15 protein-coding genes and 1 tRNA gene are annotated in these 26,773 nt (G+C 38.3%); 7 read left to right on the forward strand and 9 right to left on the reverse strand.

Going from position 1 to position 26,773, the window contains the following annotated elements; all coding sequences use genetic code 11:
* The first annotated feature begins 47 nt into the window (after positions 1-47).
* The 3 genes from HMPREF0669_RS02265 to HMPREF0669_RS02275 all read left to right on the forward strand — a co-directional run bounded on the left by HMPREF0669_RS02265 (position 48) and on the right by HMPREF0669_RS02275 (position 7,427).
* Positions 48-1,601, forward strand: a complete 1,554-nt coding sequence (locus tag HMPREF0669_RS02265; RefSeq protein ID WP_009228574.1) for a YifB family Mg chelatase-like AAA ATPase — start codon at positions 48-50, stop codon at positions 1,599-1,601.
* A 602-nt stretch (positions 1,602-2,203) separates the two neighbouring features.
* The gene (locus HMPREF0669_RS02270; protein WP_009228575.1) at positions 2,204-5,386 is read left to right on the forward strand and encodes a TonB-dependent receptor; all 3,183 of its coding nucleotides are present in this window, start codon (positions 2,204-2,206) and stop codon (positions 5,384-5,386) included.
* Positions 5,387-5,399: 13 nt separating this feature from the next.
* Positions 5,400-7,427 carry a RagB/SusD family nutrient uptake outer membrane protein gene (locus tag HMPREF0669_RS02275; RefSeq protein ID WP_009228576.1) on the forward strand — a complete coding sequence of 676 codons (2,028 nt, stop codon included), beginning with the start codon at positions 5,400-5,402 and terminating at the stop codon, positions 7,425-7,427.
* 617 nt (positions 7,428-8,044) lie between these two features.
* On the opposite strand, the gene HMPREF0669_RS02280 is transcribed toward HMPREF0669_RS02275, so the two are convergent.
* The 3 genes from HMPREF0669_RS02280 to HMPREF0669_RS02290 form a co-directional block, all read right to left on the reverse strand.
* On the reverse strand, positions 8,045-9,823 hold the full coding sequence (locus HMPREF0669_RS02280) for a right-handed parallel beta-helix repeat-containing protein (RefSeq protein ID WP_009228577.1): 1,779 nt from the start codon (positions 9,821-9,823) through the stop codon (positions 8,045-8,047).
* Between the two features lie 338 nt (positions 9,824-10,161).
* Entirely contained in the window at positions 10,162-10,569 is a 408-nt protein-coding gene (locus HMPREF0669_RS02285; protein WP_156860541.1) for a hypothetical protein, read from the reverse strand.
* A gap of 14 nt (positions 10,570-10,583) precedes the next feature.
* Entirely contained in the window at positions 10,584-10,922 is a 339-nt protein-coding gene (locus HMPREF0669_RS02290; RefSeq protein WP_020967953.1) for a hypothetical protein, read from the reverse strand.
* An 859-nt stretch (positions 10,923-11,781) separates the two neighbouring features.
* Here HMPREF0669_RS02290 and HMPREF0669_RS02300 point away from each other — a divergent pair.
* Together HMPREF0669_RS02300 and HMPREF0669_RS02305 are read left to right on the forward strand one after the other, a co-directional pair.
* Positions 11,782-12,759 carry a transporter gene (locus tag HMPREF0669_RS02300; RefSeq protein WP_009228581.1) on the forward strand — a complete coding sequence of 326 codons (978 nt, stop codon included), beginning with the start codon at positions 11,782-11,784 and terminating at the stop codon, positions 12,757-12,759.
* 78 nt (positions 12,760-12,837) lie between these two features.
* On the forward strand, positions 12,838-15,027 hold the full coding sequence (locus tag HMPREF0669_RS02305) for a glutamine synthetase III (RefSeq protein WP_009228582.1): 2,190 nt from the start codon (positions 12,838-12,840) through the stop codon (positions 15,025-15,027).
* 129 nt (positions 15,028-15,156) lie between these two features.
* Here the strand turns inward: HMPREF0669_RS02305 and metG are convergent, their stop codons facing one another.
* The 4 genes from metG to HMPREF0669_RS02325 all read right to left on the reverse strand — a co-directional run bounded on the left by metG (position 15,157) and on the right by HMPREF0669_RS02325 (position 21,194).
* A complete protein-coding gene (gene metG / locus HMPREF0669_RS02310; RefSeq protein ID WP_009228583.1) occupies positions 15,157-17,202 on the reverse strand; it encodes a methionine--tRNA ligase in 2,046 nt (681 codons plus the stop codon).
* A gap of 106 nt (positions 17,203-17,308) precedes the next feature.
* A complete protein-coding gene (locus HMPREF0669_RS02315) occupies positions 17,309-18,313 on the reverse strand; it encodes a GNAT family N-acetyltransferase (protein WP_009228584.1) in 1,005 nt (334 codons plus the stop codon).
* Positions 18,314-18,373: 60 nt separating this feature from the next.
* On the reverse strand, positions 18,374-19,192 hold the full coding sequence (locus tag HMPREF0669_RS02320; protein ID WP_009228585.1) for a 1-acyl-sn-glycerol-3-phosphate acyltransferase: 819 nt from the start codon (positions 19,190-19,192) through the stop codon (positions 18,374-18,376).
* 346 nt (positions 19,193-19,538) lie between these two features.
* Positions 19,539-21,194 carry a S41 family peptidase gene (locus HMPREF0669_RS02325; protein WP_009228586.1) on the reverse strand — a complete coding sequence of 552 codons (1,656 nt, stop codon included), beginning with the start codon at positions 21,192-21,194 and terminating at the stop codon, positions 19,539-19,541.
* Between the two features lie 314 nt (positions 21,195-21,508).
* On the opposite strand from HMPREF0669_RS02325, the gene HMPREF0669_RS02330 reads away from it, so the two are divergent.
* A tRNA-Asn gene (locus HMPREF0669_RS02330) sits at positions 21,509-21,582 on the forward strand.
* Between the two features lie 183 nt (positions 21,583-21,765).
* On the opposite strand, the gene HMPREF0669_RS02335 is transcribed toward HMPREF0669_RS02330, so the two are convergent.
* Both HMPREF0669_RS02335 and greA read right to left on the reverse strand, forming a co-directional pair.
* Complete coding sequence (locus HMPREF0669_RS02335) at positions 21,766-22,161, reverse strand: HIT family protein (RefSeq protein ID WP_009228587.1); 396 nt, start codon at positions 22,159-22,161, stop codon at positions 21,766-21,768.
* Between the two features lie 31 nt (positions 22,162-22,192).
* Positions 22,193-22,660 (reverse strand): transcription elongation factor GreA, encoded by a 468-nt coding sequence (gene greA, locus HMPREF0669_RS02340; RefSeq protein ID WP_009228588.1) that lies wholly within the window; start codon positions 22,658-22,660, stop codon positions 22,193-22,195.
* A 792-nt stretch (positions 22,661-23,452) separates the two neighbouring features.
* Between greA and HMPREF0669_RS02345 the strand changes: the two genes are divergently transcribed.
* Positions 23,453-26,767, forward strand: a complete 3,315-nt coding sequence (locus HMPREF0669_RS02345) for a SusC/RagA family TonB-linked outer membrane protein (protein ID WP_020967955.1) — start codon at positions 23,453-23,455, stop codon at positions 26,765-26,767.
* Positions 26,768-26,773 lie beyond the last annotated feature (6 nt).

The following is a 26,773-nucleotide window of genomic DNA, read 5'->3' on the forward strand; positions in this document are numbered from 1 at the left end:
ACACCTCTTCATAAAATACAACTAACCCCAAAACATCTATCATTTTTATGCTAGTAAAAACCTATTGTGCCGCCGTTAATGGCTTAAATGTAACCACCGTAACCATAGAAGTAAGTCTAGTAAATGGTGTTCTGTATCATTTCACAGGTTTAGGTGATGAAGCAGTGCGAGAAGGTCGTGATCGAATAGCAGCCGCTTTGCAATATAATGGATACAAATTCCCCCATGCCGACATCACCGTAAACATGGCACCAGCTGATTTACGCAAAGAAGGTAGCTCGTTTGATTTACCTTTAGCTCTTGCCATTCTTGCCGCAAATGGCGACATTGTTTCCGATTTTCTATCACAATATATGTTTGTTGGCGAGCTAAGTCTCGACGGTTCGTTGCAACCCATTAAGGGAGCGTTACCCATAGCCATACGGGCTAGGGCGGAAAAGTTCAAAGGTTTGATTGTTCCTAAAGCCAATGTGAGAGAAGCCGCCGTGGTAAACAACCTTGATGTTTATGGAATGGAGAGTATAAAAGACGTAATAGACTTTCTAACACAGCGAAACACCAGCTTTCAACCCACCATTATCGACACTCGAAAAGAGTTTTACGAACATCAATACAATTTCGATTTAGACTTTGAAGATGTGAGAGGTCAAGACAATGTAAAGCGTGCAATGGAAGTAGCAGCTGCAGGCGGGCATAACTTAATCATGATAGGTCCGCCAGGAAGTGGTAAGAGTATGATGGCGAAACGCCTGCCTTCCATTCTTCCCCCTTTGTCGCTTGCTGAGAGTTTAGAAACCACACAGATCCATAGTATAGCAGGAAAGCTGGGTAAAAACATGTCGCTTATTTCGCAACGACCTTTTCGTGCGCCCCATCACACCATCTCACAGGTGGCACTTGTAGGCGGAGGAGCCTCTCCACAGCCTGGAGAAATATCGCTTGCGCATAATGGTTTGTTGTTTGCCGACGAGCTACCCGAGTTCAATAAATCTACCCTTGAAGTACTTCGTCAGCCTTTAGAAGATCGAAAGATCACTATTTCTCGAGCCAAATACACCCTCGAATTTCCTTGTTCGTTTATGTTTGTGGCATCGATGAACCCCTGTCCGTGCGGTTATTATGGCGATCCAACTCATCATTGCGTGTGTATGCCAGGTCAGATAGCCCGTTATATGAGTAAAATTAGCGGTCCACTTCTCGACCGAATAGACATTCAAGTAGAAATAATACCAGTGCCTTTCAAAGATATTTCGAAGGCAAAACCAGGCGAGAGCAGTGCCGTTATTCGAGAAAGAGTTATCAAAGCACGTGCAATACAAGAAGAAAGATATAAGGATGTGAAAGGAATTCATTGTAATGCACAGATGACCGATCGAATGATTCATCAGTATGCCGAGCCCAATCAAGCAGGAATTGACCTACTTAAAACCGCTATGGAGCGACTAAGTTTATCGGCACGAGCCTATAACCGCATATTAAAAGTAGCACGAACCATTGCTGATTTAGCAGGAAGTGAGCAGGTGTTAGAACAACATTTATACGAAGCTATAGGTTATCGAAACCTAGATAGAGGCGATTGGTCGGAGCGTGGAGCACGCTAGTAGATGCACTTTCTCCTTTGATTATCCATTTCTTATCCCCAATAGATGTGGCGAATGTTTCGCATTTGCATTGTTGGGGCTTTTTTGTGCTCTTGTCATTTTAAGATAAAAGCATTGACTTTAGGTTGCAAAAGCATTGAAATTACATTGCAAAAGGATAGCTATTGCGATGTAAAAGCAATGCAATTAGAATATAGGCGAAATGAAATAAAAAGACATAGGCTTTTTTCTTATATATAATAAGGTGTAAACCGAAAACGCTCGTTATGTTTATATATCTTAATAGCATTCTCTTTAGAATATAATTATATCTCATTTAGTTTGCATTAAAACTGTATTTTTATACTAAAAAGTAAAAATAAGAGGCTTATTTTTGACTTAAATCAAAGATATTTTTGTATCTTGGCTAGTCAAAGATGGAGAGAAAAGATGGTGTTTTTATATGTTTGTTTACGTTATAAACACTTATTAACTATATTTCTTTTAAGAAATGCTTTCTAAACCATTAACTTTACAGCCAGTTTTGAGGAGCTTATCAGTTTGGGCTTCTCATAAGCTAAACTAAACATGATTTTAATTATAAACACTTAAACTGATAAACAATGAAACAAAGCAATTTAATTAGTCCACGGCGAATGTGGATGATGCTTCTATTTGCGATGATGTCTGTTGCCACCTGGGCACAAACTCATTTAGTAAAAGGTGTCGTTAAAGACACTAGTGGCGAACCTTTAATTGGTGTAACCGTTAGAGAAGTAGGCGCAAAGGCAAATAGTATTACCGATATTGACGGTAACTATAGCATTCAATGTGCTTCGAGCGCAACATTACAGTTCGATTACATCGGCTATGAATCACAAAAAGTGGGCGTAGGGGGACGCAGTGTTGTAGACGTAACACTTCATTCTTCTGCTCAAAAACTAAACGAAGTGGTTGTTGTAGGTTTTGGTTCTCAAAAGAAAGCAAACCTTACTGGAGCCGTTTCTACCGTGACATCTAAAGATCTTACTGCACGTCCTATTAATAATGTAAAGGACGCTTTGCAAGGTATGGTGCCTGGTATGAACTTCACAACAGGTTCTAATGGTGGAGCTTTGAATTCAAATAAAGGCTTCAACATTCGTGGTACAGGTACTATTGGTGCAGGTTCTAACCTTACACCACTAGTGTTAATCGACGGAATGGAGGGCGATTTGAACACTCTTAACCCACAAGATATCGAGAATATCTCTGTATTAAAAGATGCAGCTGCATCTTCTATCTATGGTTCTAGAGCTGCAGGTGGTGTTGTGTTGGTAACAACAAGAGGTGGTAAAGAAGGTAAGTTCACAGTGAACTATAACAACTCTTTACGCTTTAATAGCTTGCTAAATGTTCCCGATATGCTCGACTCTTACACATGGGCATTATATATGAACGATGCATCTATTAACTCAGGTGCTGGTGTTTGGTTCTCAGAACAAAAGCTTGCCGAGCTTAAAGAGGCTCAAACTAATGGCTCAGTGGCTAAACTGTTCCGCAATAATGCGAATAAATGGGAAATCTGGAATGATAACGATAAATTACCTTTGGGTAATACTAACTGGATGAAAGAATTCTTTGGAACATCATTCTCACAAGAACATAACGTTAGTTTAACAGGTGGTAGCGATCGTTTGAAATACTATTTCTCTGCTAACTACCTTGGACAAGATGGTATATTGCGCTATGGTAAAGAAGCTCGTAACCGCTATAACCTCACAGCTAAAGTTGATGCAAATATTGCAAAATGGCTTAACTTCTCATATAGCACACGTTTTGCACGTGTAGATTACACTGCACCTTACACTCTTAGTGAAGGTAATGGTTTGTTCTATCACCAAGTAGTGCGTCGTTGGCCTATCATTCCTGTTAAGGATCCTAACGGACATTATATTGAAGCTACTTACATTAATCAAATGTTAAATGGTGGTGTTAACGAATCACAAGAAGACCAATTAGCACAACAGCTTGCGTTTGTTGTTACTCCTATTAAGGATTGGAACATTCACTTAGAATTCAACTATCGTGCAAATAACAACTTCAATCATCAAGATGCACAAACAGTTTATGGCTATGATGCAGATGACAAACCTTATGTTATAGATCATGCTGTATCTAGCGTTTACGAATATGCATACAAGAGCAACTATTTCAACCCTAACTTCTATACAGATTATACTCGTGCATTTGGCGGTCATAACATGAAAGTGATGTTGGGTTATCAAAGCGAATGGTTGCACCAACGCTCATTCACAGCTAACCAAAAGAACATGATTAGCGGTATTCCTACACTTAACACAACAACAAGCGACCCAAGTGTAACTGGAGGTCCTGCTACTTGGAGTACAGCAGGTTTCTTCGGACGTCTTAACTACGACTTTAAAGGACGCTACTTGTTCGAAGCTAACTTGAGATACGATGGTAGTTCACGTTTCACTCGTGAAAAGAGATGGAACCTATTCCCATCATTCTCATTCGGTTGGAACATCGCTCAAGAAAGCTTCTGGGCTTCAATGCAAAAGCATGTAAACACTCTAAAACTTCGTGCTTCATGGGGACAATTGGGTAACCAAAATACAGATAACTGGTATCCATTCTACCAAACCATTCCTTATAAGACTAAGAATGGTAACTGGTTGGTTAACGGACAAAAGACAAACGTAGCTGAAGACCCAGCTCTTATCTCTGCTCTTCTAACATGGGAAAAGAACAGAACATGGGAAATTGGTTTGGATTGGGGTGCATTGAACAACCGCTTAACAGGTTCATTCGATTACTTCCAACGTAAAACATTCGACATGGTAGGTCCTGCTCCTGAGCTTCCAGATGTATTAGGTGCTGCTGTTCCAAAGGTAAACAACCTCGATATGACATCTAAAGGTTGGGAACTTCAAGTGTCATGGCGTGATAGAATTGCAGATTTCCGCTATGGTGTTACATTGAACTTGTCAGACAACTTCGTTACAATCGATAAGTATCCTAACCCATCAAAGACAATCGGAACACACTATGCAGGTTCTCGTTTAGGCGATATTTGGGGTTATACAACTGTTGGTATTGCAAAAACTCAAGAAGAAATGGATGCTCACTTAGCTAAAGCTAACCAAAGTGCAATCGGTAGTAACTGGTCTGCTGGTGATATTATGTATGCCGACTTAGATGGCGATCGCAAAGTAAATGGTGGTGAAGGAACAGCTGATAAACCAGGTGATAAACGTATCATTGGTAACTCAACTCCACGCTATAACTTTGGTTTGAATCTCGATGCAGCTTGGAAAGGCTTCGACTTAAAGATCTTCTTCCAAGGTACTTTGAAGAGAGATTACGATGCTCAAGGTCCAATGTTCTGGGGTGCTTTAGGACAAGGAAAATGGCAAGGACTTGGATTTAAGGAACACTTAGATTACTTCCGTGCAGAAGCTAACCACCCATTAGGACAAAATCTTGATAGCTACTATCCAAGATTGTCATGGAATGGTGGACGTAATACACAAACACAAACTCGTTATTTGCAGAGTGCAGCATACTGCAGATTGAAGAATATCACATTAGGTTATACTCTACCTGCTGCTCTTACAAAGAGAATTGCATTGCAAAACGTTCGTGTATTCGTATCTGCAGAGAATATTCTAACCTTCACTAACTTCGTGAAGACAGCTGACCCTGAACTTGCTGGAGTTGGATTTGGATCTGATGGCAATCAAATAGGTAAAACTTATCCATTGACAAAAACATTCTCAATGGGTCTAAGTGTAACATTCTAAACGATTAATTATTATGAAATTAAAATATATTAGCAGTATCCTTTTTGCAGGATTAACGCTCACCACACTCACTACATTTACATCATGTAATGACTTTTTAGATAGAGAGCCTGAAGATAAGGTTACACCTGAAAAGTTCTTCCAATCTGAAAGCGATTTGGCAGACTATGCAATAAAGTACTATAGCTTCTCAACTCTTAACCCTGGTTCTTATGGTATGGGTACTTTTGCAGCTGATAATGCAACTGATAACCAAGCAGGAGTTGACTATTCTAACTTCTGGGTGCCTGGAGATTGGCAAGTTGCAGCAAAGGCTGGTGATGAATGGAAATTCGAACAAATACACCATTGCAACTATTTCTTTGAGAAAGTGTTGCCAAAATATCAAGCAGGAACACTAAAAGGTAATCCTGATAACATTAAGCACTACATCGGAGAAGTATACTTCTTGCGTGCTAAAGCTTATTTCGACAAACTTTCAACTATTGGAGATTGTCCTATTATTAAAGAGGTTTTAGCTGACGATAGAAAGGTATTGCTCGACAATTCTAAGCGTCAACCACAACACAAAGTGGCTCGTTTTATCTTAGAAGACCTCGATAAAGCGATCGAACTTTTGAAAGAAGATGCACCTGGAGGACGTAACAGAATAAGCAAAAATGTAGCTTATTTATTCCGTTCTCGTGTAGCTCTTTACGAAGGAACATGGCTTAAATACCACAAAGGAACAGCCCTTGTTCCTGGTGGAAATGGTTGGCCTGGAGATGCAGCAGACGTTGCTGGCTTCAATATTGACACAGAAATCGATTACTTCTTAGGTGAAGCTATGACCTCTGCACAAGTAGTTGCAGACAAAGTTGTAGACAAGTTAGCTAATAATACTGACGTTCGTGATGGTCAAGATGCAACCTTGAAGAGTGCAAACCCATACTTTACAATGTTCAGTATGCCTGATTTAGCAAGTTATCCTGAAGTGCTTATGTGGCGTCAATATAACCTAGAACAAGGCGTAACTCATAACATTCAAATGCAATTAGGACGTAATGGTGGTGGTACAGGTTACACCCGTGGCTATGTCAACTCATTCCTAATGCGTAATGGTTTGCCTATCTACGATGCAAATTCTGGCTATGATAGTAACTGGGAAGCACAAGGTGTGAAGGCTACTTTACAAAATCGTGACTCTCGTATCCAACTATTCTGTAAGCAAGATGGTGATGCTATCGCTTATACAAATGGTGCTGTTGCTAGAACATTTGAGATGTCTTGGTTGGCAAAGGGTAATAACGAAACACGTATTGTTACAGGTTTTGCAGTGAAGAAAGGTTTGAACTATGATTCAAAACAACAAGATGATCACCACATGGGTGTATCTGCTAGTGTTGTATTCCGTGGTGCAGAAGCTCTTCTTAACTACATGGAAGCATCGTATGAAAAGAACCATACTATCGTTGCTAAAGCCGAAAAGTATTGGAAAGCTCTACGTACTCGTGCTAAGGTGGATGCAGATTTCAACAAAACAATTGCTGCAACAGTGATGGCAGAAGAAGCTAAGAATGACTTCGGAGCATACTCTCATGGTGCATTAGTTGACAAAACACTTTACAATATACGTCGTGAACGTCGTGATGAGTTCATTGCAGAAGGTATGCGTCTAAATGACTTACGTCGTTGGAGAGCTCTAGATCAAGTGAATGGATACCAAATTGAGGGTATGAGATACTGGGGTTCAATCTACGATGGCAAGCTACTTGACAAAGATAATCAAAACCTTGTGATTGTAAATGTTGAACAAGGTAAGGGTAATATGTCTGATAAGAATATCAGTGGAGTATATGTTCGTCCTTATCAATTGAGCAAGGTTAACAACTCAGTGTTCAATGGTTATCATTTCACAGAGGCTCACTATCTAACTCCTCTTGCACAAAGTGTATTCCGTAAGTCATCTACTTCTGATAATAATGATATCGAGAAGTCTGTTGTTTACCAAAACCCAGGATGGCCAAAAGTTGCAGGACAAGGTCCAATTGGAGTAAAATAATAGTGTAAAAACTAGTAAAATACTTTAATAAAATAATAGGTTGTGTGCCGAACAGTGTGTAAACGCTTTGGTGCACAACCTTTTTGTTTCTCTATAGTTGATGAGGTCTCGACCCAATAGTAGTGCAACTAGGAGCAAAGACAATTTTAGAAAGACAGAAAACTCTTTCTTTTTGCATTTAAAGGAATATTCCTACTATGGTGGACGAATACCTATGAGATGAGAGAAAAGAGCTTATAAACCTTAAAAAGGTTTGAGTCGGAGAGCAAATCAATCAAAAAGCAAAGCAATGATAGGTATAAAAGGAGATCTATTACAAATAGAAAAGAAAGACTATAATAATTAGAAGAGAAAGGAGACACATAGTTGTAGCTTTTTTGAAAGGTAGATAACCTCAGTCCACTCCTATTCTTGTAGCAGAGAAGAAAGGAGATGTAACGCCCCTTTCTCAAATGGATTAGAATAAAGAAAGAGGTATAAAAAAGAATGTAACCTGTTGGATAAGCATCGCAAGAGCAAGAAGTTGCTCTTCAATCACCAATAGGTTACATGTATATTCTTAAATAAAAGGTTTGTTTTCGATATCTCGTTGTATGGCAAGTCCTTTTGTTTGGAAACTATTGCAGTCTGCAAGAGTACTCTATAGGCTTCCTAACAAGTAGCTGATTTGCCTTGAATTTCACCTTACTGCAACCATTTAACGAGAACCATTTAGAGGAAGTGTCAGACGATTTGCGATACATAGTCATCTCATTGTTACGGAAAACCAAGTTAGAAGTGCTCTTAGCCGATAGAATAGTCTGCCCATAACTGGTGAAACGATTATTGATGATGCGCACATTTTGATGCACAGGGCGTTTCTCATTGATATCCGTATTCGATGGATTCAATTCAATTACAGCGTGATTATTGTTATTATTTGCGCAATCAGTGAATGTATTATTTTCGATTAAAACATCTTTTACAGGTCCAGATTCATACCAACCCGCAGCATCACCCTCAATAAGTATGGCACTCATACCTGTTTTATAGAACACGTTTTCACTGATAATCGCTCGTCGGGGTGTTGTAACCAAAATGCCACGAGTACTTGTTCGGGTGAAATAACAATTGCGAATCTCCACCTCAGGCGTACAAGTCATATTCTCAAGACAATCGCTTTGTAGTTCAATATCGTGTTGAATTGGTGTCGTTAGCGTCACTTCCACAATCCTGTTCGATAGCAGTTTTGCCGTTTTAATCACAGCTTGAGCATAGCGTTGCATAGTAGATGGGCGTACAAAAGCCACTGTGTCGCCCTCGAAAAAGGCATTAAAACCATAGGTTTGAGGGTGCATAAAACGCAGTTTAAGGGTATGGTCATTCACCTTTTCCATAATGCGTAAGTTCGTTCCGTGCACATTAATGCAATCATCTTGTGCGCCAGCAAACTTACAATTCACCACCTTCACCTTACCAGAGCAACCCGAAAAGTGCATAAAGTCGGCAGAAGAAGCCAGCAATCTACGGCTATTTTCACGAGGCATGCAATACACATGGTTCATTTCAATATTCTTAGAGAACTGACTAACGATGCCCAATCCATGCATATAGTGCACTCCAACGTTCTTAAAGCAAATGTCTTCGCTTTCATAAATCAACATTCCCACTTGGTCACGAATAATATCTCTAATCGTTAAAGTGTGGTTCAACTTACATAGAGCAGTGTCGACAGATTCAAAAAGCACCACATGTGGAGCCAATTCAGTGGCTTTAGCCTTTGAAAGAGCTTTCCAAGCATGGCTATAATAAAAATGTTCTGTTGTGGGATTGTATTCGATGCAATGTGGAATATTGGTACGCCAACCCTCTCCATAGAGCGTTATTTTACCATTGTTGATGGCATATCGTGAGTCAGGATGAAACTTAGCGACAGCTCCTTTCTCGTTGATTTGAGTGAAAGTAAGCTCAGATCCGCCAGGTCTTTCAAAGTCGATGTGAATGTTTTGCAATGTCATTTTCTTGCAATGAGCAAATGCAAGCATCGTAACTTTTCCATGAAACATCAGAGTTGCATTGTTTCCCTCAATGGTTAAGCCCTCCATATCTTCGAAAAACATACCAATTGTTTTCACTTTCGATGGGCATTCAGTTTCTGAAGAAGTGTTGGTAATAAAGAAATCTCGGTAGGTTGCGCCTTCAGTCCACAAGTCGTAGCGACCCTTTTCAAACACCAATACCTTAGACTTAGATTGTTTACAATCGGCAATGGCAGTCTTCAAACGTTCTGTTTGGTTCTCGTAAGTGTCGGGTTTCACACCATAGTCAGCCACAAAAATAGTGTCTTTTTGAGAGGCAAATAGTGAAGAAGCCGATAAAAAGCATATCAAAAAAAGCGATAAGTAATATTTCTTCATAGTTCAATCTAAAGTGTTTTATTTGCAAACTAATGTTGTTCTTGTGCAAAAGCAGTGTAAATGCTTTGTTTAGACGGATATTCAGTAAGCCGACAGTGAGAAGTTGTTGCCTAAAAGGGTAGTAATTAGTAAAATTAGACTACCTTTTATCCTTCTGAAAACCTGAAAACTCAAAAAGAATCATTGTTTAGATGTTCTACACAAAGTTACAAAAATATTAATGGTACATATTCTAATTTAATTCGATACCTTTCGTGTGGATAATACCATTATGCTTTCTTGTATAGCCTGTAAGAGTATTTGTACCTGAACAATTCGGTGTTGTAAATAGCTCATAATTAGTTGATATTGTTAAATCCTTGTTCGTTTTTGAGGTTTATTATCACCCAATCACATTCAGAATAGACAGACAAAACTAAACTTTGATTCTTTAAATCTGTCTCTATTTGGGATACCATTTCAGATAAAAATTCTTTTTTATAATATTCTGCTATTCCATCAACGATTTCAATCCTAATCTCAGGGATACCTGTCAGTGGATCATAACCATTGTGAACGTTATATTTTACCCCATCTTTTTCTATTGTCTTGCCATCTGGATTTATTGAATATAGCCATTCTTGGAACTCTTTATTTGTAGTACAATTAGAATAATTGGTGACATCTGATACAATCCATGATGCAAGATTATTATCACAAGACATAATGACAAAGGCAATAATAAGCCAAATATATTTTGCTTTCATTTCAAAAAACTCCGCTAACACGTAAGACAAATAAAAGAACACATATAATTATTAGGGTGAGACATCCCCACGCTTTTATCGTTTTTTTGATGTTCATATTTATTTAATAGTGTTTTACAATCTTCAGATTTGTACCAACTATCAAAAAGAATTTGAATGATTGTTTCAGATGACAAAGAGGTATTATCCCATTTTTCTAAAACGGAGGGATTTTTATTTATATACTCCATAAACCCTTTTATCTTGACTTTGTGCTTATTTTCTGCTTCTTCTGCAGCAATCTCAGCATTTAAGGCATTAGCATATGTGCTAATATCAACCCTTTTTCCATTTACATAATATAATTGTTTCATTTTATTTTGTCCGTTTAGAATTAAGAATGAAATACGATACAAAGGTACTAAAAAGTTCACAAAGTAGAAGAATGTTCTATCTCAAAAGAATAAATATTGATAAAAAACGGCGTTCTCAAAAATCTTTTGTACCTTTGCAAGTATAAATGAGTTCCTTGTAAGCAATTCAAGGCAGAACGCTGCAAATGGCACGGTTGCCAAGTCATTACCTCAAAAATGGGTATTTCTCCCAAAGTCCTTTGTATAAGGAACTAACAAGAAACTTTCAGAATTACTGAAATATTCTATATTGCACGCCCTTTCTACTCGGCTTTATAGGTAGTGCCCAATAAAAGCACTGCTTTTGCATTATAAAAGCACTGCAATTACACACCAAAAACAATGCTTTTGCAGGTCAATAGCATAGCTTTTACTGCAGTGTTGAAATGCCATCAAAATGGTAAGTCAATCTCCCTTTCAACTCAATACATCCATCTTAGCATCTCTTTTCGCTCCCTCTATATCGAAAAAGAAAGTAGAAAAGGAGTTAAGAAAATGTATCTAATTAAGATTATATAACAAAAAAGAGAGAATAGAGTGCTTTATGAACCCATAAATTATAATACCTTTGCATACAAGTTGAGAACAGAGTAAAGACTCGTTAAATGCCTTTGTGCCTCCAAAGCCACACAAGTCAACGCCTAAAAGGCTCGAAGTGTATGGGTAGAAGATTGAAAACGAGATTACTTGCTGTTATTTTTGTTTCTTTTTGCAACTTAAATACAAAGCGATTTGCAGGTAACTATAAACCAAAGCATAGAAGTTATGAAGCTGTTGCATTGAAAAGGAGCAATGAAAGGATGGTAAACTTTACATCAACATGGGTTTAATAAAGTTTATAAAGACATGGACCTTGCCCCTGTCTATCACCATTGGGGCTGTTATTTATCTTATTTTTGCCTTCACTCCTTGTTTGTTGAGTGCGGCAATGCTGTTTGCGCCTTTCTTTAATGCAATCCTTCCGCTGTTCATGTTCTTAGTTCTCTTCGTTACATTCTGTAAAGTCGACTTCAAAAAACTGCGTGTAACACGCTGGCATGGCTATGCTCTTGTGGCACAATTCAGCATCATTCTCTTTCTTTTAGCACTCACATTGCTGTGGGGAAAAAGTGGTTCTAGGCTCGTATTTTGCGAGTCTATTCTTATATGTGTTATCTGTCCGTGCGCCACAGCCGCTGCTGTTGTCACCCAAAAGTTGGGCGGAAGCATCGAAGAAATGACCACCTATACTTTCGTTTCTAACTTTTTTTCATCAATACTCATTCCCGTTTGCCTGCCATTGGTAGACAATAGTTTGCACATCAGCTTCCTATCAGCTTTCTTAAAGATACTCTATCAGGTGCTTTTGGTACTCGTTCTGCCTATGTTTTTGGCTTATGTAGTGAAGAAAAGCATGAAAAATATTCATCGAAAGATTGTGAGTGTGAAAGACCTTTCATATTATCTTTGGGCGTGTTCGTTGCTCATTGTGAGCGGAACAACCATTAAAAACATTGTACATGCACAGACAGGTGTGTTGTTTTTGTTGCTCATTGCAGTGGCAGGACTTGTTGTTTGCTTCGTACAATTTATGGTAGGAAGGTCGATAGGCTTGCGTTTTAATAGACGATTAGAGGCTGGTCAGGGTCTAGGACAGAAGAATACGGCATTCGCAATATGGATTGCTAACGCCTATTTAACACCCCTTTCAACCGTAGGACCAGGCTGTTACATTCTTTGGCAGAATATTATTAACAGTATAGAGATTGCACGTTACGACAAACAAATACAGAGAAGTGCCCAAAGAGCAGTGCAATAGTGATGAAACGGACAAAGCATTATGAACTGAGAAAATTGAGTTGAAAATAAAATGAATACATTAATAAAACAAAATACAATGTCTAATTTACGATTCCAAGTTGTTGCCGAGGCGTTTAAAAAGCGTCCTTTAGAAGTAGAAACACCTGCAGAACGCCCATCAGAGTTCTTCGCAAAGTATGTGTTTAACCGTGAGAAGATGTATAAATATCTTCCTTTAGATATTTATAACAAGCTCATTGACGTGATAGATAATGGTTCGCACTTAGACCGTTCTATTGCAAATGCGGTGGCAAAAGGTATGAAGCAGTGGGCAGAAGAATATGGAGTGACCCATTATACACACTGGTTTCAACCCCTAACAGAGGGAACTGCAGAGAAACATGATGCCTTTGTAGAACACGATGGCAAAGGAGGTTTGATTGAAGAGTTTAGCGGAAAGCTACTTGTTCAGCAAGAACCCGACGCATCTTCGTTCCCTAATGGAGGAATAAGAAATACTTTTGAGGCACGAGGATATTCGGCTTGGGATCCTACATCGCCTGTGTTTATCATCGATGACACGCTTTGTATTCCTACCATCTTTATCTCTTACACAGGTGAAGCACTCGACTATAAAGCACCACTTCTACGCTCTTTGCATGCAGTAGACGTGGCAACAACAGCCGTTTGTAAGTATTTCTACCCCGAAGTAAAGAAGGTTTCAACCAATTTAGGATGGGAACAAGAATACTTTCTCGTTGATGTAGATCTTTATTTGGCACGCCCTGACTTGATGTTAACAGGCAGAACACTGATGGGACACGATTCTGCTAAGAACCAACAGATGGACGATCACTACTTTGGAACTATTCCAGAGCGTGTACAAGCATTCATGAAAGACCTCGAAATACAAGCACTTGAATTAGGAATCCCATGTAAAACACGTCATAATGAGGTGGCTCCCAATCAGTTTGAACTTGCTCCTATCTTCGAAGAGTGTAACCTTGCCATCGACCATAACATGCTTTTGATGTCGTTAATGAAGAAAGTGGCACGCAAACATGGCTTTAGAGCATTGCTACACGAAAAACCTTTCGATGGAATAAACGGTAGTGGAAAGCACAATAACTGGAGTCTTTGCACCGATACAGGCGTTCTTTTGCACTCACCAGGAAAGACTCCCGAAGACAACTTGCGTTTCGTTGTGTTCATTGTAGAGACCTTAATGGCTGTATATCGCCACGAAGCACTTCTAAAAGCATCGATAATGAGTGCCACTAACGCACATCGTTTGGGCGGACACGAGGCACCTCCTGCCATTATCTCTGCGTTCTTGGGTCAACAACTCTCTGGTCTTTTAAAGCATATTGTAGACTCTGATAATGAAACACTGTTCAATGTGGCAGATAAAAAAGGTATGAAATTAGACATTCCAGAGATACCTGAGCTACTAATTGATAACACAGACAGAAATAGAACCAGTCCTTTTGCCTTCACAGGAAACCGCTTTGAGTTCAGAGCAGTGGGTAGTGAAGCCAACTGTGCCTCTGCTATGATTGTGCTAAATACTGCCTTTGCAGAAGCAATAACATTGTTCAAAGAGCGTGTAGATGCACTTATTGCGAAGGGAGAAGACCAAACAAACGCAATCATCAACGTACTTCGTGAAGATATTCGCACTTGTGCTCCAATTGTATTCGAGGGCAATGGCTATTCAGAAGAATGGGTGGTAGAAGCTAAGAAACGTGGACTCGACTGCGAAACAAGCTGTCCTCTTATCTTTGATCACTATCTAAAGCCCGACTCTGTGGCTATGTTCGAACGTGCAAACGTGATGAAAAAGAACGAACTAGAAGCTCGTAACGAGGTGAAATGGGAAACCTATACCAAGCGAATTCAAATTGAAGCTCGTGTAATGGGTGACCTAACAATGAACCATGTCATTCCTGTTGCAACCCATTATCAAAGTCGTTTGGCTAAGAATGTACACAATATGTATGCTATTTTCGATGAATCAAAGGCTAAGAGCTTAACTTCTCGTAACCTAAAGATTATCGAAGAGATTGCAGAAAGAACCGAATGTATCGAGACTATGGTTGAGAATTTGGTGGAAGCACGTAAAGTTGCGAATAAAATAGAAAGCGAAAGAGACAAAGCTATTGCGTATCACGACACCGTTGCGCCTATCATTGAGGACATAAGATACCACATTGATAAGCTCGAATTGATTGTTGCTGACGAGCTTTGGACACTTCCTAAGTACCGAGAACTATTGTTTATACGATAGTTCTGCGCTCTACTTTAAAGGTAGAAAGATAATAATATCATAATAAAAAGTTCTCTCTCGAACATGAATAAATCAATGTAAGAGAGAGAACTTCTTTGTTTTATAGAGTCAATAGCACTGCTATTGCGTTTATCCTACTTGGCTTCCGGGTTTCACTTCACGAAGAGTTGTGGTTACACTGAGCGACTCATCGAAGTCAACTGCAGATAAAATCATACCTTCACTGGTTATTCCCATGAGCTTACGAGGCTCGAAATTGGCAATGAAAAGAACGCTCTTGCTCACCAAATCCTCTGGTTCATAGAACTTAGCGATGCCACTTACAATCGTTCTTTCTTTGCCACTGCCATCGTCTAACGTAAATTTCAAAAGCTTATTAGCCTTCTTCACCTTTTCACATGTTAAGACTTTGCCCACTCTAATGTCTAGTTTTTCAAAGTCTTCGTAGCTCACTACAGGCTTAATTGGCTTTGCTTTATAATTCGCTTGTTCGTTAGCTTTCTTAATGTTGTCGAGCTTTTCTAATTGGAAAGCAATTGTTTCGTCTTCAATCTTTTCGAAAAGTAGCTCAGGTTCAGCAAGCTGATGGCCTTGAGTTAGTAGGTCGGTAGCACCTAATTTGCTCCAGTCTGCACTCTCAATGTGAATGAGTTGGCGTAGTTTCTTACTGCTAAATGGCAAGAATGGTTCGAAAGCAATAGCTAAGTTAGCCACCAATTGCAAGCAAACATATAAGATAGTTTCAACTCGTTGAGGCTCAGTTTTCCATAATTTCCATGGCTCACAGTCGGTCATATACTTGTTTCCGATGCGTGCAATGTTCATAACTTCACGTTGAGCGTCACGGAATTTATAGTTGTTAAGCAAGGTTTCCACCTTCTCTTTCACGCCTTTTAGCTCGTTAAATACCTCTTTGTCGATGTCAAGAAGCTCGCCACAAGCAGGCACAACGCCATTGAAATACTTCTTAGTGAGCTGCAATGCACGATTAACAAAGTTGCCATACACAGCCACAAGCTCGTTATTATTGCGCTCTTGATAATCTTTCCAAGTGAAATTATTATCCTTTGTTTCAGGCGCATTGGCTGTTAATACATAGCGAAGAACGTCTTGTTTGTTAGGTAATTCTTGTAGATACTCGTGCAACCAGATTGCCCAATTGCGAGAAGTACTGATCTTGTTGTCTTCAAGATTTAAGAATTCGTTAGCAGGAACGTTCTCAGGAAGGATATAATCTCCATGCGCTTTCAACATAGAAGGGAAGATGATGCAGTGGAACACGATGTTATCTTTACCAATAAAGTGCACCAATCGGGTTTCAGAATCTTGCCACCATTTCTTCCAATCGTTAGGATATAGCTCCTTAGTATTTGATATATAGCCGATAGGAGCATCGAACCAAACATATAATACCTTTCCTTCTGCTCCCTCAACAGGCACAGGAATACCCCAATTGAGGTCTCTTGTCATGGCACGAGGTTGCAAATCGAGGTCTAACCAGCTTTTACATTGACCATAAACATTGGCTCTCCATTCCTTATGTCCTTCCAAAATCCACTCTTTAAGCCATGTTTGATAGTCGTTAAGAGGTAGATACCAGTTCTTGGTTTTGCGTAGAACAGGAGTTGAACCGCTGATAGTACTCTTTGGATTGATGAGTTCTGTGGGTGAAAGGTCACGTCCACAGCTTTCGCATTGGTCGCCATAAGCACCCTCATTGTGGCAATGTGGACATTCGCCAGTGATGTATCTGTCTGCCAAGAATTGGTGAACTTCCTCATCGTATAATTGTTCTGTTTCGCCTTCTTGTAGCTTATTGTTATCCAATAGGTGCTTAAAGAAGTCGGAAGCAGTTTGTTGATGTATTTTAGATGTTGTTCTACTATAAATATCGAAGCTGATACCAAAGTCAGAGAAGCTATCTTTTATAAGTTGATGATAACGGTCTACAACGTCTTGAGGAGTGATTCCTTCTTTCTTTGCACGAATAGTTATGGGCACACCATGCTCGTCACTACCGCAAATAAATGCCACTTCTTCGCCCTTTAAACGAAGATATCTAACATAAATGTCGGCTGGAATGTAAACACCTGCTAAGTGTCCGATGTGCACTCCACCGTTTGCATAAGGCAAAGCAGCCGTTACTGTGGTTCTTTTGTAATTCTTTTCTGCCATTGTATATAGTGTTATTTTATTCTCTTTATCTTGCAAATTTACGAATAAAAAATGAGAAGTAGGGGAAAAGAGCCCTACTTATATCAAAAAGAGAGCAAGGAATAAACTATTCTTTGCTCTCTTTTTCTTTGTATATTACGTTGTTATTGCCGCTTGTAATTTCAAGGTTATTGCGATTGGCAGCAATGAAACTATCGATATGTCGAATGCGTTTCTCTTCGAGAATCTCGTCTACTGCAATTAAAATGCCCGTTTCTTCTACATCTCCGAAACCCTTATTGATGGCTGTCCCAAATAACTTCATCGTAGGACTTAAGCCCATATAGGCATTAATAAGAGGTGGAATGTTGTAGCCCATTTGTCGAATTTCTCGATTAAGAATCTTATAATTCTCTTTGAATGAGTTGGCATTGAAAAGCTCTTCAAACACTTTCTCGTCGGTTTCGAGCTCCAATGGCTTTGTTGGAACAATGAGGTTCTCTTTATCGTCGAAGTATTTTTTGAGGAAAAAGAGAATCATATCTCTACCATAGCGAATGTAAGAGGGGTACATAGTCATCTTTCCGAAGAAGTATTTCACCTTTGGATTGATAACAGTTAGTGCGCCTAATCCGTCCCAAAGATTGTCTAATGCAAAGATACTCTTAGTGTTTGTACGCACATTTTGATATTCGAGCGAAACAAATGAGCGTCCAAGTTCAACCGAATAAGGCATATAGTCTTTAATAAACTGGTCGCTAAAATGGAACATGTGACTTGTTGCAAGCTTTGGTTGACCTGTCTTTTCGTCTAATTCCCAATCTTCTCCAAACGAATATCTGTATCCTCCTATAATTTCTTCAGCCTCTGGATTCCACACAATAAGCTGTTTATAGCAGTTGGGGCAGATATCGAATTCGTCGATATCCATGCTCTTTCCAGTGCCACCACCAGCCGTTCTAAAGGCTATTTCACGCAAACGTCCAATCTCTTTCATCACATTTGGAGCGTTGTGCGCAGTGATAACATAAATATCGTTATGACTTTTATTGGTTACACGTAAACGCTTTTCGGGCGTAAGCTCACTTTTTAAAAGTTCTTTGTCGATAGCATTTATGATGGCTTCTTCCATGATTTTTGTTTGAAGAATTTATTTACTATTGTGGTTGTTGCAACGAATTGCGTTGTGATATTAAAGTTCGTACACTCGTTTTTTTACCTCTTGTGCCCATTCTAATGGAGTTTTCGATTTGTCGAAAGTTTGCCAAGGAATAGGTTTCCCGATGGTTATGGTGAATGTTTTATGAACGTTTTTATACATTTCGTCTACAAGATAGAGCATTGCAAGGTTGAAAGGAATGTGCAACATCTTGCAGATGTTTGCCAAACGATAAAAGAATGGCGAGTTGGTTCCTTCGAAATGAATGGGGACAACGTCTCTTTGTGTGTCGATACTTTTGGTTATAAAGGTCTTTTTCCACTCCAAATCTCTCACCAGTCCATTCGTTTTTCTACTGCAAAGTCCTGCTGGAAACATCAAAATATGGTTGTTTCCTTTGAAGCCTTCTTCAACCATTGCGGGGAAATTGCGACTTTGATGTCCTGTTTTGTTAATGGCAATGCAAAGCGGAGCCAATCCTGGTAGGTTCATTAAGAGGTCGTTCACCAAGTAACGAAAATTACTATCATAGTGCTGACCAATAACACTTCCGAGTGCAACGCCATCTATTCCACCTAAGGGATGATTCGAAACAAAGGTGTAAAGCTTTCCATCGTCTTTGTTAGGGAGGTTTTCTTCGCCTTTGATTTGGAGGGTGATGTCGAGATATTTCACACATTCTTTGAGCCATGGTGTACCCACTTTGTCTCTACTTTCATGTAAGAAAGCATTCACTTGGTCTTGATGAATGATGTGTTTTAGATATCTTACGAGAAAAGAGGGTACAAATTTCGCCTTCGCTCCCATCTTTTCTTTTAGTATTTTGTCGATATCTATCGTTTTCTCTGTCATGCTTTCTCTCTCTTGAAGTCGTCTCTAACGATATGCAAAAATAATATTTCTTTTTCTAAAAATACGATTTTGTGATATGTTTTTGTAGCCTTTTATTTGCATTGGTAAGGCTGAATTAGATTTTTGCATGCTTATTGAACGATATTAGCATGAAATGAAAAAAATAGGGATGAAAAGACTGAATAATAATCTCTATGCTTTTACATCCTAAAAACATTGAGATTGAAGTGCAAAAGCATTGACTTTTCGAGATAAAAGGACTGCTTTTGCAGAACGAAAAGAAAACAACCCGTTCGCAACTTTCTGTAAGTTTTCGAACGGGTTGATAATGATTGTTATGAAAGATTTATTTCTTCTTCAATAAATCTTTATATTCTTTGGGATTGTTGAGCAACTCAACAGCCTTTTTCCATTGCTTGTCTTGTTGCAAAGAGTGAACAATTCCGCCTTCTTGGAAATAGTAGGCCTGAACGATGTCGTTAGCAAGAAGATTAGATATAAATGCTTTGTTATATTCTAAATCGTGTGCAATGTTGTGTTGAAGCTTTTCTTTTAGAGCTTCTAACTGTGGTTTTGCATCGTTGTAATAACCTTCGAACTTAGCCAATCGAATGATGTTGTCGAGATATTTAGAGGTTTCTCCGTCGTATTTAAAACCGCTTTTAATAACCTTATCTTTAAATATTTGGTAGTCGGCATCGCTTATTACAAATTTTTCAGGACTGCTAATATTTGGGTGTTTAGCAATGTAATCTACCTCATAGTTAAACATCACTTCGTTAGAATCACGCACCCCTGCAAGATAGAAGGCAATGTTTGGTACAGAATCTGCCTTTACAACAATGTCGGGAGTGATACCACCACCATCTTTAACGGCACGACCAAGGCGAGTATAGAATGTTTTTGTTAATGAATCGGGCACGTGTTCCATGCGTCCTCCATTACTATGTTTGTAGCGAATTGCTTGGATACAGCGACCACTTGGGATGTAGTATTTACTTGTTGTTAGCTTCATTAATCCTCCATAAGGCAAGTTGATTACTTGTTGTACAAGTCCTTTTCCGAATGTTCGTGTGCCAAGAATCACCGCACGGTCGAGGTCTTGCAAGCTACCACTTGTAATTTCACTCGCACTCGCACTGTTTCCATCTACTAAAACAACGATGGGCATAATCGTATCTAAAGGTTCTTCGGTTGTTTTATACTCGGCATTAGCACGTTGAAGTTTTCCTTTTGTTTGTACAATAGTGATGCCTTTAGGAACGAACATGTTAACAATTTGAACAGCTTCGCCTAGCGATCCGCCGCCATTGCCACGCAAGTCGATTACCAATCCTTTAGCACCTTTGTTCTTTAGATCTACAAAAGCCGATCTAATTTGCTTTGCACTACCTTCGGTGAACGATGTATATTTAATATAACCGATGTTTCCTGGTTGTATTCCATAATAAGGAACAGAAGGAAGTTGAATTGATCGTCGGGTGATTTTGAATGTAAGTATCTTTGATGTTGATGGGCGTTTCACCTTTAATTTAAACGAAGTGCCAGGTTCGCCACGTAAAGAATTGCTTACATAACTATTATCTTTGCCTGTCATTGGCTTGTCGTCGATACTCAATATGATGTCGCCTTTCTTCAAACCCGCTTCTGCTGCAGGTGTATTAGCATAAGCTTGGTCGATAACAACATTCTTTAATTGGTTGTTATATTTAATAAGTGCACCGATACCCGCATATTTTCCAGTGAGAGTGGTATTGAGTTCGTCGTTCTTTTCTTTAGTATAGTATTCTGTGTAAGGATCTAAACTATTGAGCATAGAGTTGATGCCATAGCCTATAACCTCGTTTGCATCGAGTGTATCTACATACAATAAATCGAGATTTTTATAAAGAGCATTAAAAACATCGAGGTTTTTTGCGACTTTACTACTGTGATTGTTGGTTTGAGCAATCATTGAAAAGGTGCTAATGAGCACTGCAAGTAAAAATGCAATTCGTTTCATTTTCAATATAATTTTATAAGAAGTTTTCTGTTAGGATGATGCTATTATAATAAGGTAGAGGGCAATTTCGTTTATTGTTCTTTATTTCTTATTACATGTGTGTGCTGTTTTCCTTAGCGACCAAACAAACTTCTTCTGGTTGAAGATTCTTTTCTAATAAAGTATTTTGCTATACAAAGATAGCGTTTTTACAATAAAATGAGCAAGAAAAATACGTGTAAAAGTACTTTTTTTCATCAAAATCGAAAAAAATAAGGAAAATATTTGGAAGATTAAAATAAACCTATTACCTTTGCATCGCAATTAAGAACAATGCTTCAATAGCTCAGTTGGTTAGAGCACCTGACTGTTAATCAGGGGGTCGTTGGTTCAAGCCCATCTTGAAGCGCATAAGAGTACTAAGGTTTTTCTTTAGTACTCTTTTTGTTTTATATACCTTTTTGTGTTGAAATCTCTGTGTGGTTGAGAGGCAGAGAAGGATAGATTATGAAGTTATATAAAAAGTTAGTCGCCTTAAACATCATGTTGTTGTGTTTAAGACGACTATTAATATGTCTCAAAAAATAAGCTTTTATTTCTCGAAAGCGTTTCTTATTTTTTCTGCTATTTGTGCAAGTTCATCTTGAGAGGGGGTTAACTTAGGCTTATGAAAGTTCATATCAGCCTCAGAGTTCATAGGAACAAGATGAATATGTGCGTGTGGAACTTCTAAACCAATAACGGTGACGCCAATCTTTATACATGGCATTGCTGTTTTAATGGCGTGTGCCACCTTCTTTGCAAAGACGTTCATTGCAGCCAAATCTTCGTCTGATAAATCGAAGATATAATCTACTTCCTGTTTGGGAACAACCAATGTGTGACCTAATGCCACTGGATTGATGTCGAGAAAAGCATAGAACTTATCGTTTTCGGCAATCTTATGTGAAGGAATTTCTCCTGCGATAATCTTTGAAAAAATAGTCATAATAATTAGAATTTTAGGTTAAACGATGGGCTTAATCAATGCTGATAGCATCGATACGTAGTTTGATTGTTCCGTTAGGGATCTTAATTTCAACCTCGTCTCCAACTTTTTTGTTAAGTAGTCCTTGTGCAATAGGGGTAGTGATAGCCAATTTTCCTTCTTTAAGGTTGGCTTCGCTCTCGCTAACAATGGTGTAAGTCATCTTTGCATTGTTACCCAAGTTGGTCATAACCACTTTCGACATAATTTGTACAGCATCTGCACTAAGAAGAGAAGTGTCGACGATTTTTGCTTCAGATAAAGACACTTTAATCTTATTAATCTTTGATTCTAGGTGAGCCTGAGCCTCTTTGGCAGCATCATACTCAGAGTTTTCGCTTAGGTCGCCCTTATCTCTTGCTTCAGCAATAGCGGCAGATGCTTTAGGACGCTCAACTGATTCGAGATGTTTTAGTTCAGCTACTAGTTTATCGTAGCCTTCTTGTGACATGTAAGCCATAATTTGTTTATATTTTAAATGTTTATACTCTTGTGATTAAATAATAAAATTTGAATTCCAACACTCTTATGTCGAGGGTGCTGGAATTCTTTTATTGTAACTAAAATCTTCTGTAAATATGTTTTTGCAAAGATAGGCATTGTTTTTAATAAAAGCAAATAATAAGAATGAAATTAAAGAATTTAAAGGCTAAACTAAAAAAAGGAGAGTAAAATAAACATAGATAAAAAGAAGAAAATGCAATAAATTGAAACATAATGTTGATTTATATAAAAATGAAAGGCTAGAAGATGTAAGCGAATTCCCATTTCTTTCTTTGTATTTATATATAGATAACCTTATTATATACAAGGATTCAAGAGCGTAATGCTATATTTCTGTGGTTTAAAATGAATTAAATGTTAAATGCTATAAAAAAGCAATTAGTTTCATTTTATAATTAAATAAAAATATCTTCTTTTCTTCTTTATTTTATTGTATTGTGCCTTATAAGTTTCTTTCTTACGCTTTTAATTGTTAATAATATTTTAAAAACGTCTACTCTTTTTATAATTATTTGGTGCATATCTTTGTTTGATTTACATTTGTGCATTGATTAAGAGAAGTATAACATATGTTATGAAATTGTAAGCAATAATGAATAATAATGTTTCAATTTGAAATTTTATATGGCTTTACATGTAATTCTTTTATTATTCTATGAGAATTGAAAGATAAATCAGATTTATTCTAAGAGAGAAAAATAAAAAATAGAATTCTTTATTTAATTAAAACATATAGAAAGACAACTTTATGAAGAAAAGACTAGCTATGTTTTTAGCTGGCATTTTCCTTTGCTTAGGAAGTGCTTTAGCTCAAACTAAAGTCTCTGGAGTGGTTATTGGTGCTACTGATAACGAGCCTGTTATTGGTGCAACTGTTACAGTTGCAGGCACAAAAATAGCTACAGTGACCGACATGGATGGAAAGTTTTCGCTTTCAGTGAATGAAAGTAATCCAAAAGTAATTATTAGTTATATTGGTATGGTTACTCAAACTCTTAAAGGAACCACCAATATGAAAGTGTTATTGAAAAGTGATGCACAATTATTATCAGACGTTGTGGTAACTGGTTTAACTAAAACCGACAGACGTTTGTTTACTGGTGCTACCGACAAAGTAGATGCATCGAAAGCACGTTTGAGCGGCGTTGCAGACATTAGTCGTTCTCTTGAAGGACAAGCTGCAGGTGTTTCAGTTCAGAATGTTAGTGGTACATTTGGTTCTGCACCTAAAATTCGTGTTCGTGGAGCAACCTCTATTTATGGTAGTTCTAAACCTCTTTGGGTAGTAGATGGTGTTATTATGGAAGATGTTTCTAACGTAGGAGCAGACGATTTGGCTTCTGGTAATCCCGAAACACTTATCAGTTCTGCTATTGCAGGCTTGAACTCTGATGATATTGAGAGCTTCCAAATCCTTAAAGACGGTTCTGCTACATCTATATATGGTGCTCGTGCCATGGCAGGTGTGATTGTTGTAACTACTAAAAAGGGTAAACAAGGACAAGCACATTTTAACTATACAGGTGAATTTACATCTCGTTTAGTTCCTTCTTATTCTAACTTTGATATATTGAATTCACAAGATCAAATGGGCATCTATCGTGAATTAAAAGATAAGGGTTGGTTAAATCTATCTAATGTGTTGAACGGAAGCGACTACGGAGTGTATGGAAAGATGTATGAACTCATTAACTCTTATAACAAAAGAGCAGGTCGTTTCGAACTTGAAAATACAGAAGAGGCTCGTAATGCTTATTTACAACAAGCCGAATTTAGAAATACCGATTGGTTTAAAGAGCTTTTCTCGCCTGCAATTATGCAGAGCCATGCAGTGAGTTTGAGTGGCGGTACAGCAAAATCAAACTACTATGCTTCTATGAGTGCATTGCTCGATCCAGGTTGGTACAAGCAAAGTAACGTAAATAGATACACTGCAAATTTTAATGTTTCACACCAAATCCTTAATAACCTTACATTAAATGTAATTGGTGGTGCTTCTTATCGTAAGCAAAGAGCACCAGGAACACTAGGACAAGACGTTGATGTTGCAGGCGGTGAAGTGCGCCGTGATTTCGATATTAACCCGTATTCATACGCATTGAACACATCAAGAGCACTCGATCCACGTGCTTTTTATGTTGCAAACTACGCTCCTTTCAATATTTTCCACGAATTAAATAACAACTACATCGATCTTAATGTGCTCGATTCTAAATTCCAATTTGAATTGAAATATAAGCCTATTAAGAATTTAGAACTTGCTGTTCTTGGTGCATTTAAATATGCCGCAAGCTCTCAAGAGCATCTTGTTAAAGACAGATCAAATCAAGCAGAGGCTTATAGAGCAATGGGTACAGCTGTAATTCGTGAGTCAAATAAGTATCTATATAAAGACCCAGACAATCCATATAAATTGCCTTTGAGTATTCTTCCCAATGGAGGTATCTACCATAAGTCCGAAAATAGGATGAGTGATTACGACTTCCGTGCCACAGCAAACTATAATAATACCTTCGATAAGGTGCATATTATGAATCTATTTGGTGGTATGGAAAGTAAAGATATCCACAGAACACGTAGCGGTTTTGAAGGTTGGGGTATGCAATTCGATGCAGGTGAAACACCATTCTATGTGTATCCATACTTCAAAAAGCAAGTAGAAGAGGGTAATAGCTATTATTCTTTGGCTAACACCACATCACGTTCGGTGGCTTTCTTCACCAATGGTACCTACTCATATAAAGGTAAATACGTGTTTAATGGAACCTATCGTTATGAAGGCTCAAACCAAATGGGACGTAGTAGTAAGGCTCGTTGGATGTCAACATGGAATGTTTCTGGCTCTTGGAACGTGCATGAAGAAAAGTGGTTCGACAAACTTAAGCCACTATCTCACTTGACATTACGCACGTCTTATAGCTTAACAGGTACACCACCAGACATCTCTTATACTAATTCTACAGCAATATTTTTATCTTATAATCCTCATCGTTTGTTCACAGAAGATAAAGAAAGTGCGATTGGTCTAGATAAATTAGGCAATATAGACTTAACTTATGAGAAGAAGAACGAGTTGAACTTAGGGGTAGACTTTGGCTTATGGCGTGACCGCTTGAATGTTACTTTCGACGTTTATACCCGTAATAACTTCGATGAAATGGGACCAATGATTACTCAAGGCGTTGGAGGTGAGATCATAAGAGCCGCAAACGTGGCAGAGATGCACTCTAATGGTATGGAACTTAGCGTTTCTTCAACTAATATTAAGACCAAAGATTTCTCTTGGGTAACCAACTTTATCTATTCATATACCAACACAAAGATTACAAAGTTATACAACCAAGGAAGCGTTATCAACCTAGTTAGCGGAAATGGATTTGCTTTGAAGGGCTATCCTGCACGCTCTTTGTTCTCAATTCCATTCGTTGGTATTAGTGATGAGGGTGCGCCTTTGTTCAGAAACGAGAAAGGTGAGATTACATCTACAGATATTAACTTCCAAGAAAGATCCAAAACAAACTTCTTAAAGTATGAAGGTCCAACCGATCCAATATACACAGGATCACTAGGAAATGTATTCTCTTATAAAGGATTCCATCTAAATGTCTTTATGACTTACTCATTTGGAAACGTTGTTCGTTTGGATCCTAAGTTCAAAGCCTTCTATAACGACTTGTCTTCTATGACACATACATTCGTAAATAGATGGGCAACATCAGGCGACGAAGCGCATACTAACGTGCCAGGAATATTAAGTTACCGCCAATACACATCAGACAAGAACCTCAGAATAGGTTATAATGCTTATAACTTCTCAGATGTTCGTGTTGCAAAAGGTGACTTCATTCGTTTGAAAGAGATTTCTCTTGCTTATGATTTCCCAAGAACATGGTTCTCAAACACACCTATTAATAATTTATCTGTTAAGCTTCAAGCAACCAACTTGTTCTTACTTTATGCAGATAAGAAGTTAAATGGACAAGACCCTGAGTTCTTTAATGTAGGTGGAGTGGCTTCTCCTATGCCAAAACAATTTACCCTTACAGTTAAAGTTGGACTATAATAAAGA

This window comes from Prevotella sp. oral taxon 299 str. F0039, from assembly GCF_000163055.2.
Classification (GTDB): domain Bacteria; phylum Bacteroidota; class Bacteroidia; order Bacteroidales; family Bacteroidaceae; genus Prevotella.

Bases quoted from the DNA above. Each gene is read 5' to 3' on its own strand.
- HMPREF0669_RS02280 (WP_009228577.1), bottom strand. From the start codon at position 9,823: ATGAAGAAATATTACTTATCGCTTTTTTTGATATGCTTTTTATCGGCT.
- HMPREF0669_RS02300 (WP_009228581.1), top strand. From the start codon at position 11,782: ATGGGTTTAATAAAGTTTATAAAGACATGGACCTTGCCCCTGTCTATC.
- HMPREF0669_RS02265 (WP_009228574.1), top strand. From the start codon at position 48: ATGCTAGTAAAAACCTATTGTGCCGCCGTTAATGGCTTAAATGTAACC.
- HMPREF0669_RS02285 (WP_156860541.1), bottom strand. From the start codon at position 10,569: ATGAAAGCAAAATATATTTGGCTTATTATTGCCTTTGTCATTATGTCT.
- HMPREF0669_RS02335 (WP_009228587.1), bottom strand. From the start codon at position 22,161: ATGACTATTTTTTCAAAGATTATCGCAGGAGAAATTCCTTCACATAAG.
- HMPREF0669_RS02345 (WP_020967955.1), top strand. From the start codon at position 23,453: ATGAAGAAAAGACTAGCTATGTTTTTAGCTGGCATTTTCCTTTGCTTA.
- metG (WP_009228583.1), bottom strand. From the start codon at position 17,202: ATGGCAGAAAAGAATTACAAAAGAACCACAGTAACGGCTGCTTTGCCT.
- HMPREF0669_RS02315 (WP_009228584.1), bottom strand. From the start codon at position 18,313: ATGGAAGAAGCCATCATAAATGCTATCGACAAAGAACTTTTAAAAAGT.
- HMPREF0669_RS02275 (WP_009228576.1), top strand. From the start codon at position 5,400: ATGAAATTAAAATATATTAGCAGTATCCTTTTTGCAGGATTAACGCTC.
- HMPREF0669_RS02325 (WP_009228586.1), bottom strand. From the start codon at position 21,194: ATGAAACGAATTGCATTTTTACTTGCAGTGCTCATTAGCACCTTTTCA.
- HMPREF0669_RS02270 (WP_009228575.1), top strand. From the start codon at position 2,204: ATGAAACAAAGCAATTTAATTAGTCCACGGCGAATGTGGATGATGCTT.
- HMPREF0669_RS02320 (WP_009228585.1), bottom strand. From the start codon at position 19,192: ATGACAGAGAAAACGATAGATATCGACAAAATACTAAAAGAAAAGATG.
- HMPREF0669_RS02290 (WP_020967953.1), bottom strand. From the start codon at position 10,922: ATGAAACAATTATATTATGTAAATGGAAAAAGGGTTGATATTAGCACA.
- greA (WP_009228588.1), bottom strand. From the start codon at position 22,660: ATGGCTTACATGTCACAAGAAGGCTACGATAAACTAGTAGCTGAACTA.
- HMPREF0669_RS02305 (WP_009228582.1), top strand. From the start codon at position 12,838: ATGTCTAATTTACGATTCCAAGTTGTTGCCGAGGCGTTTAAAAAGCGT.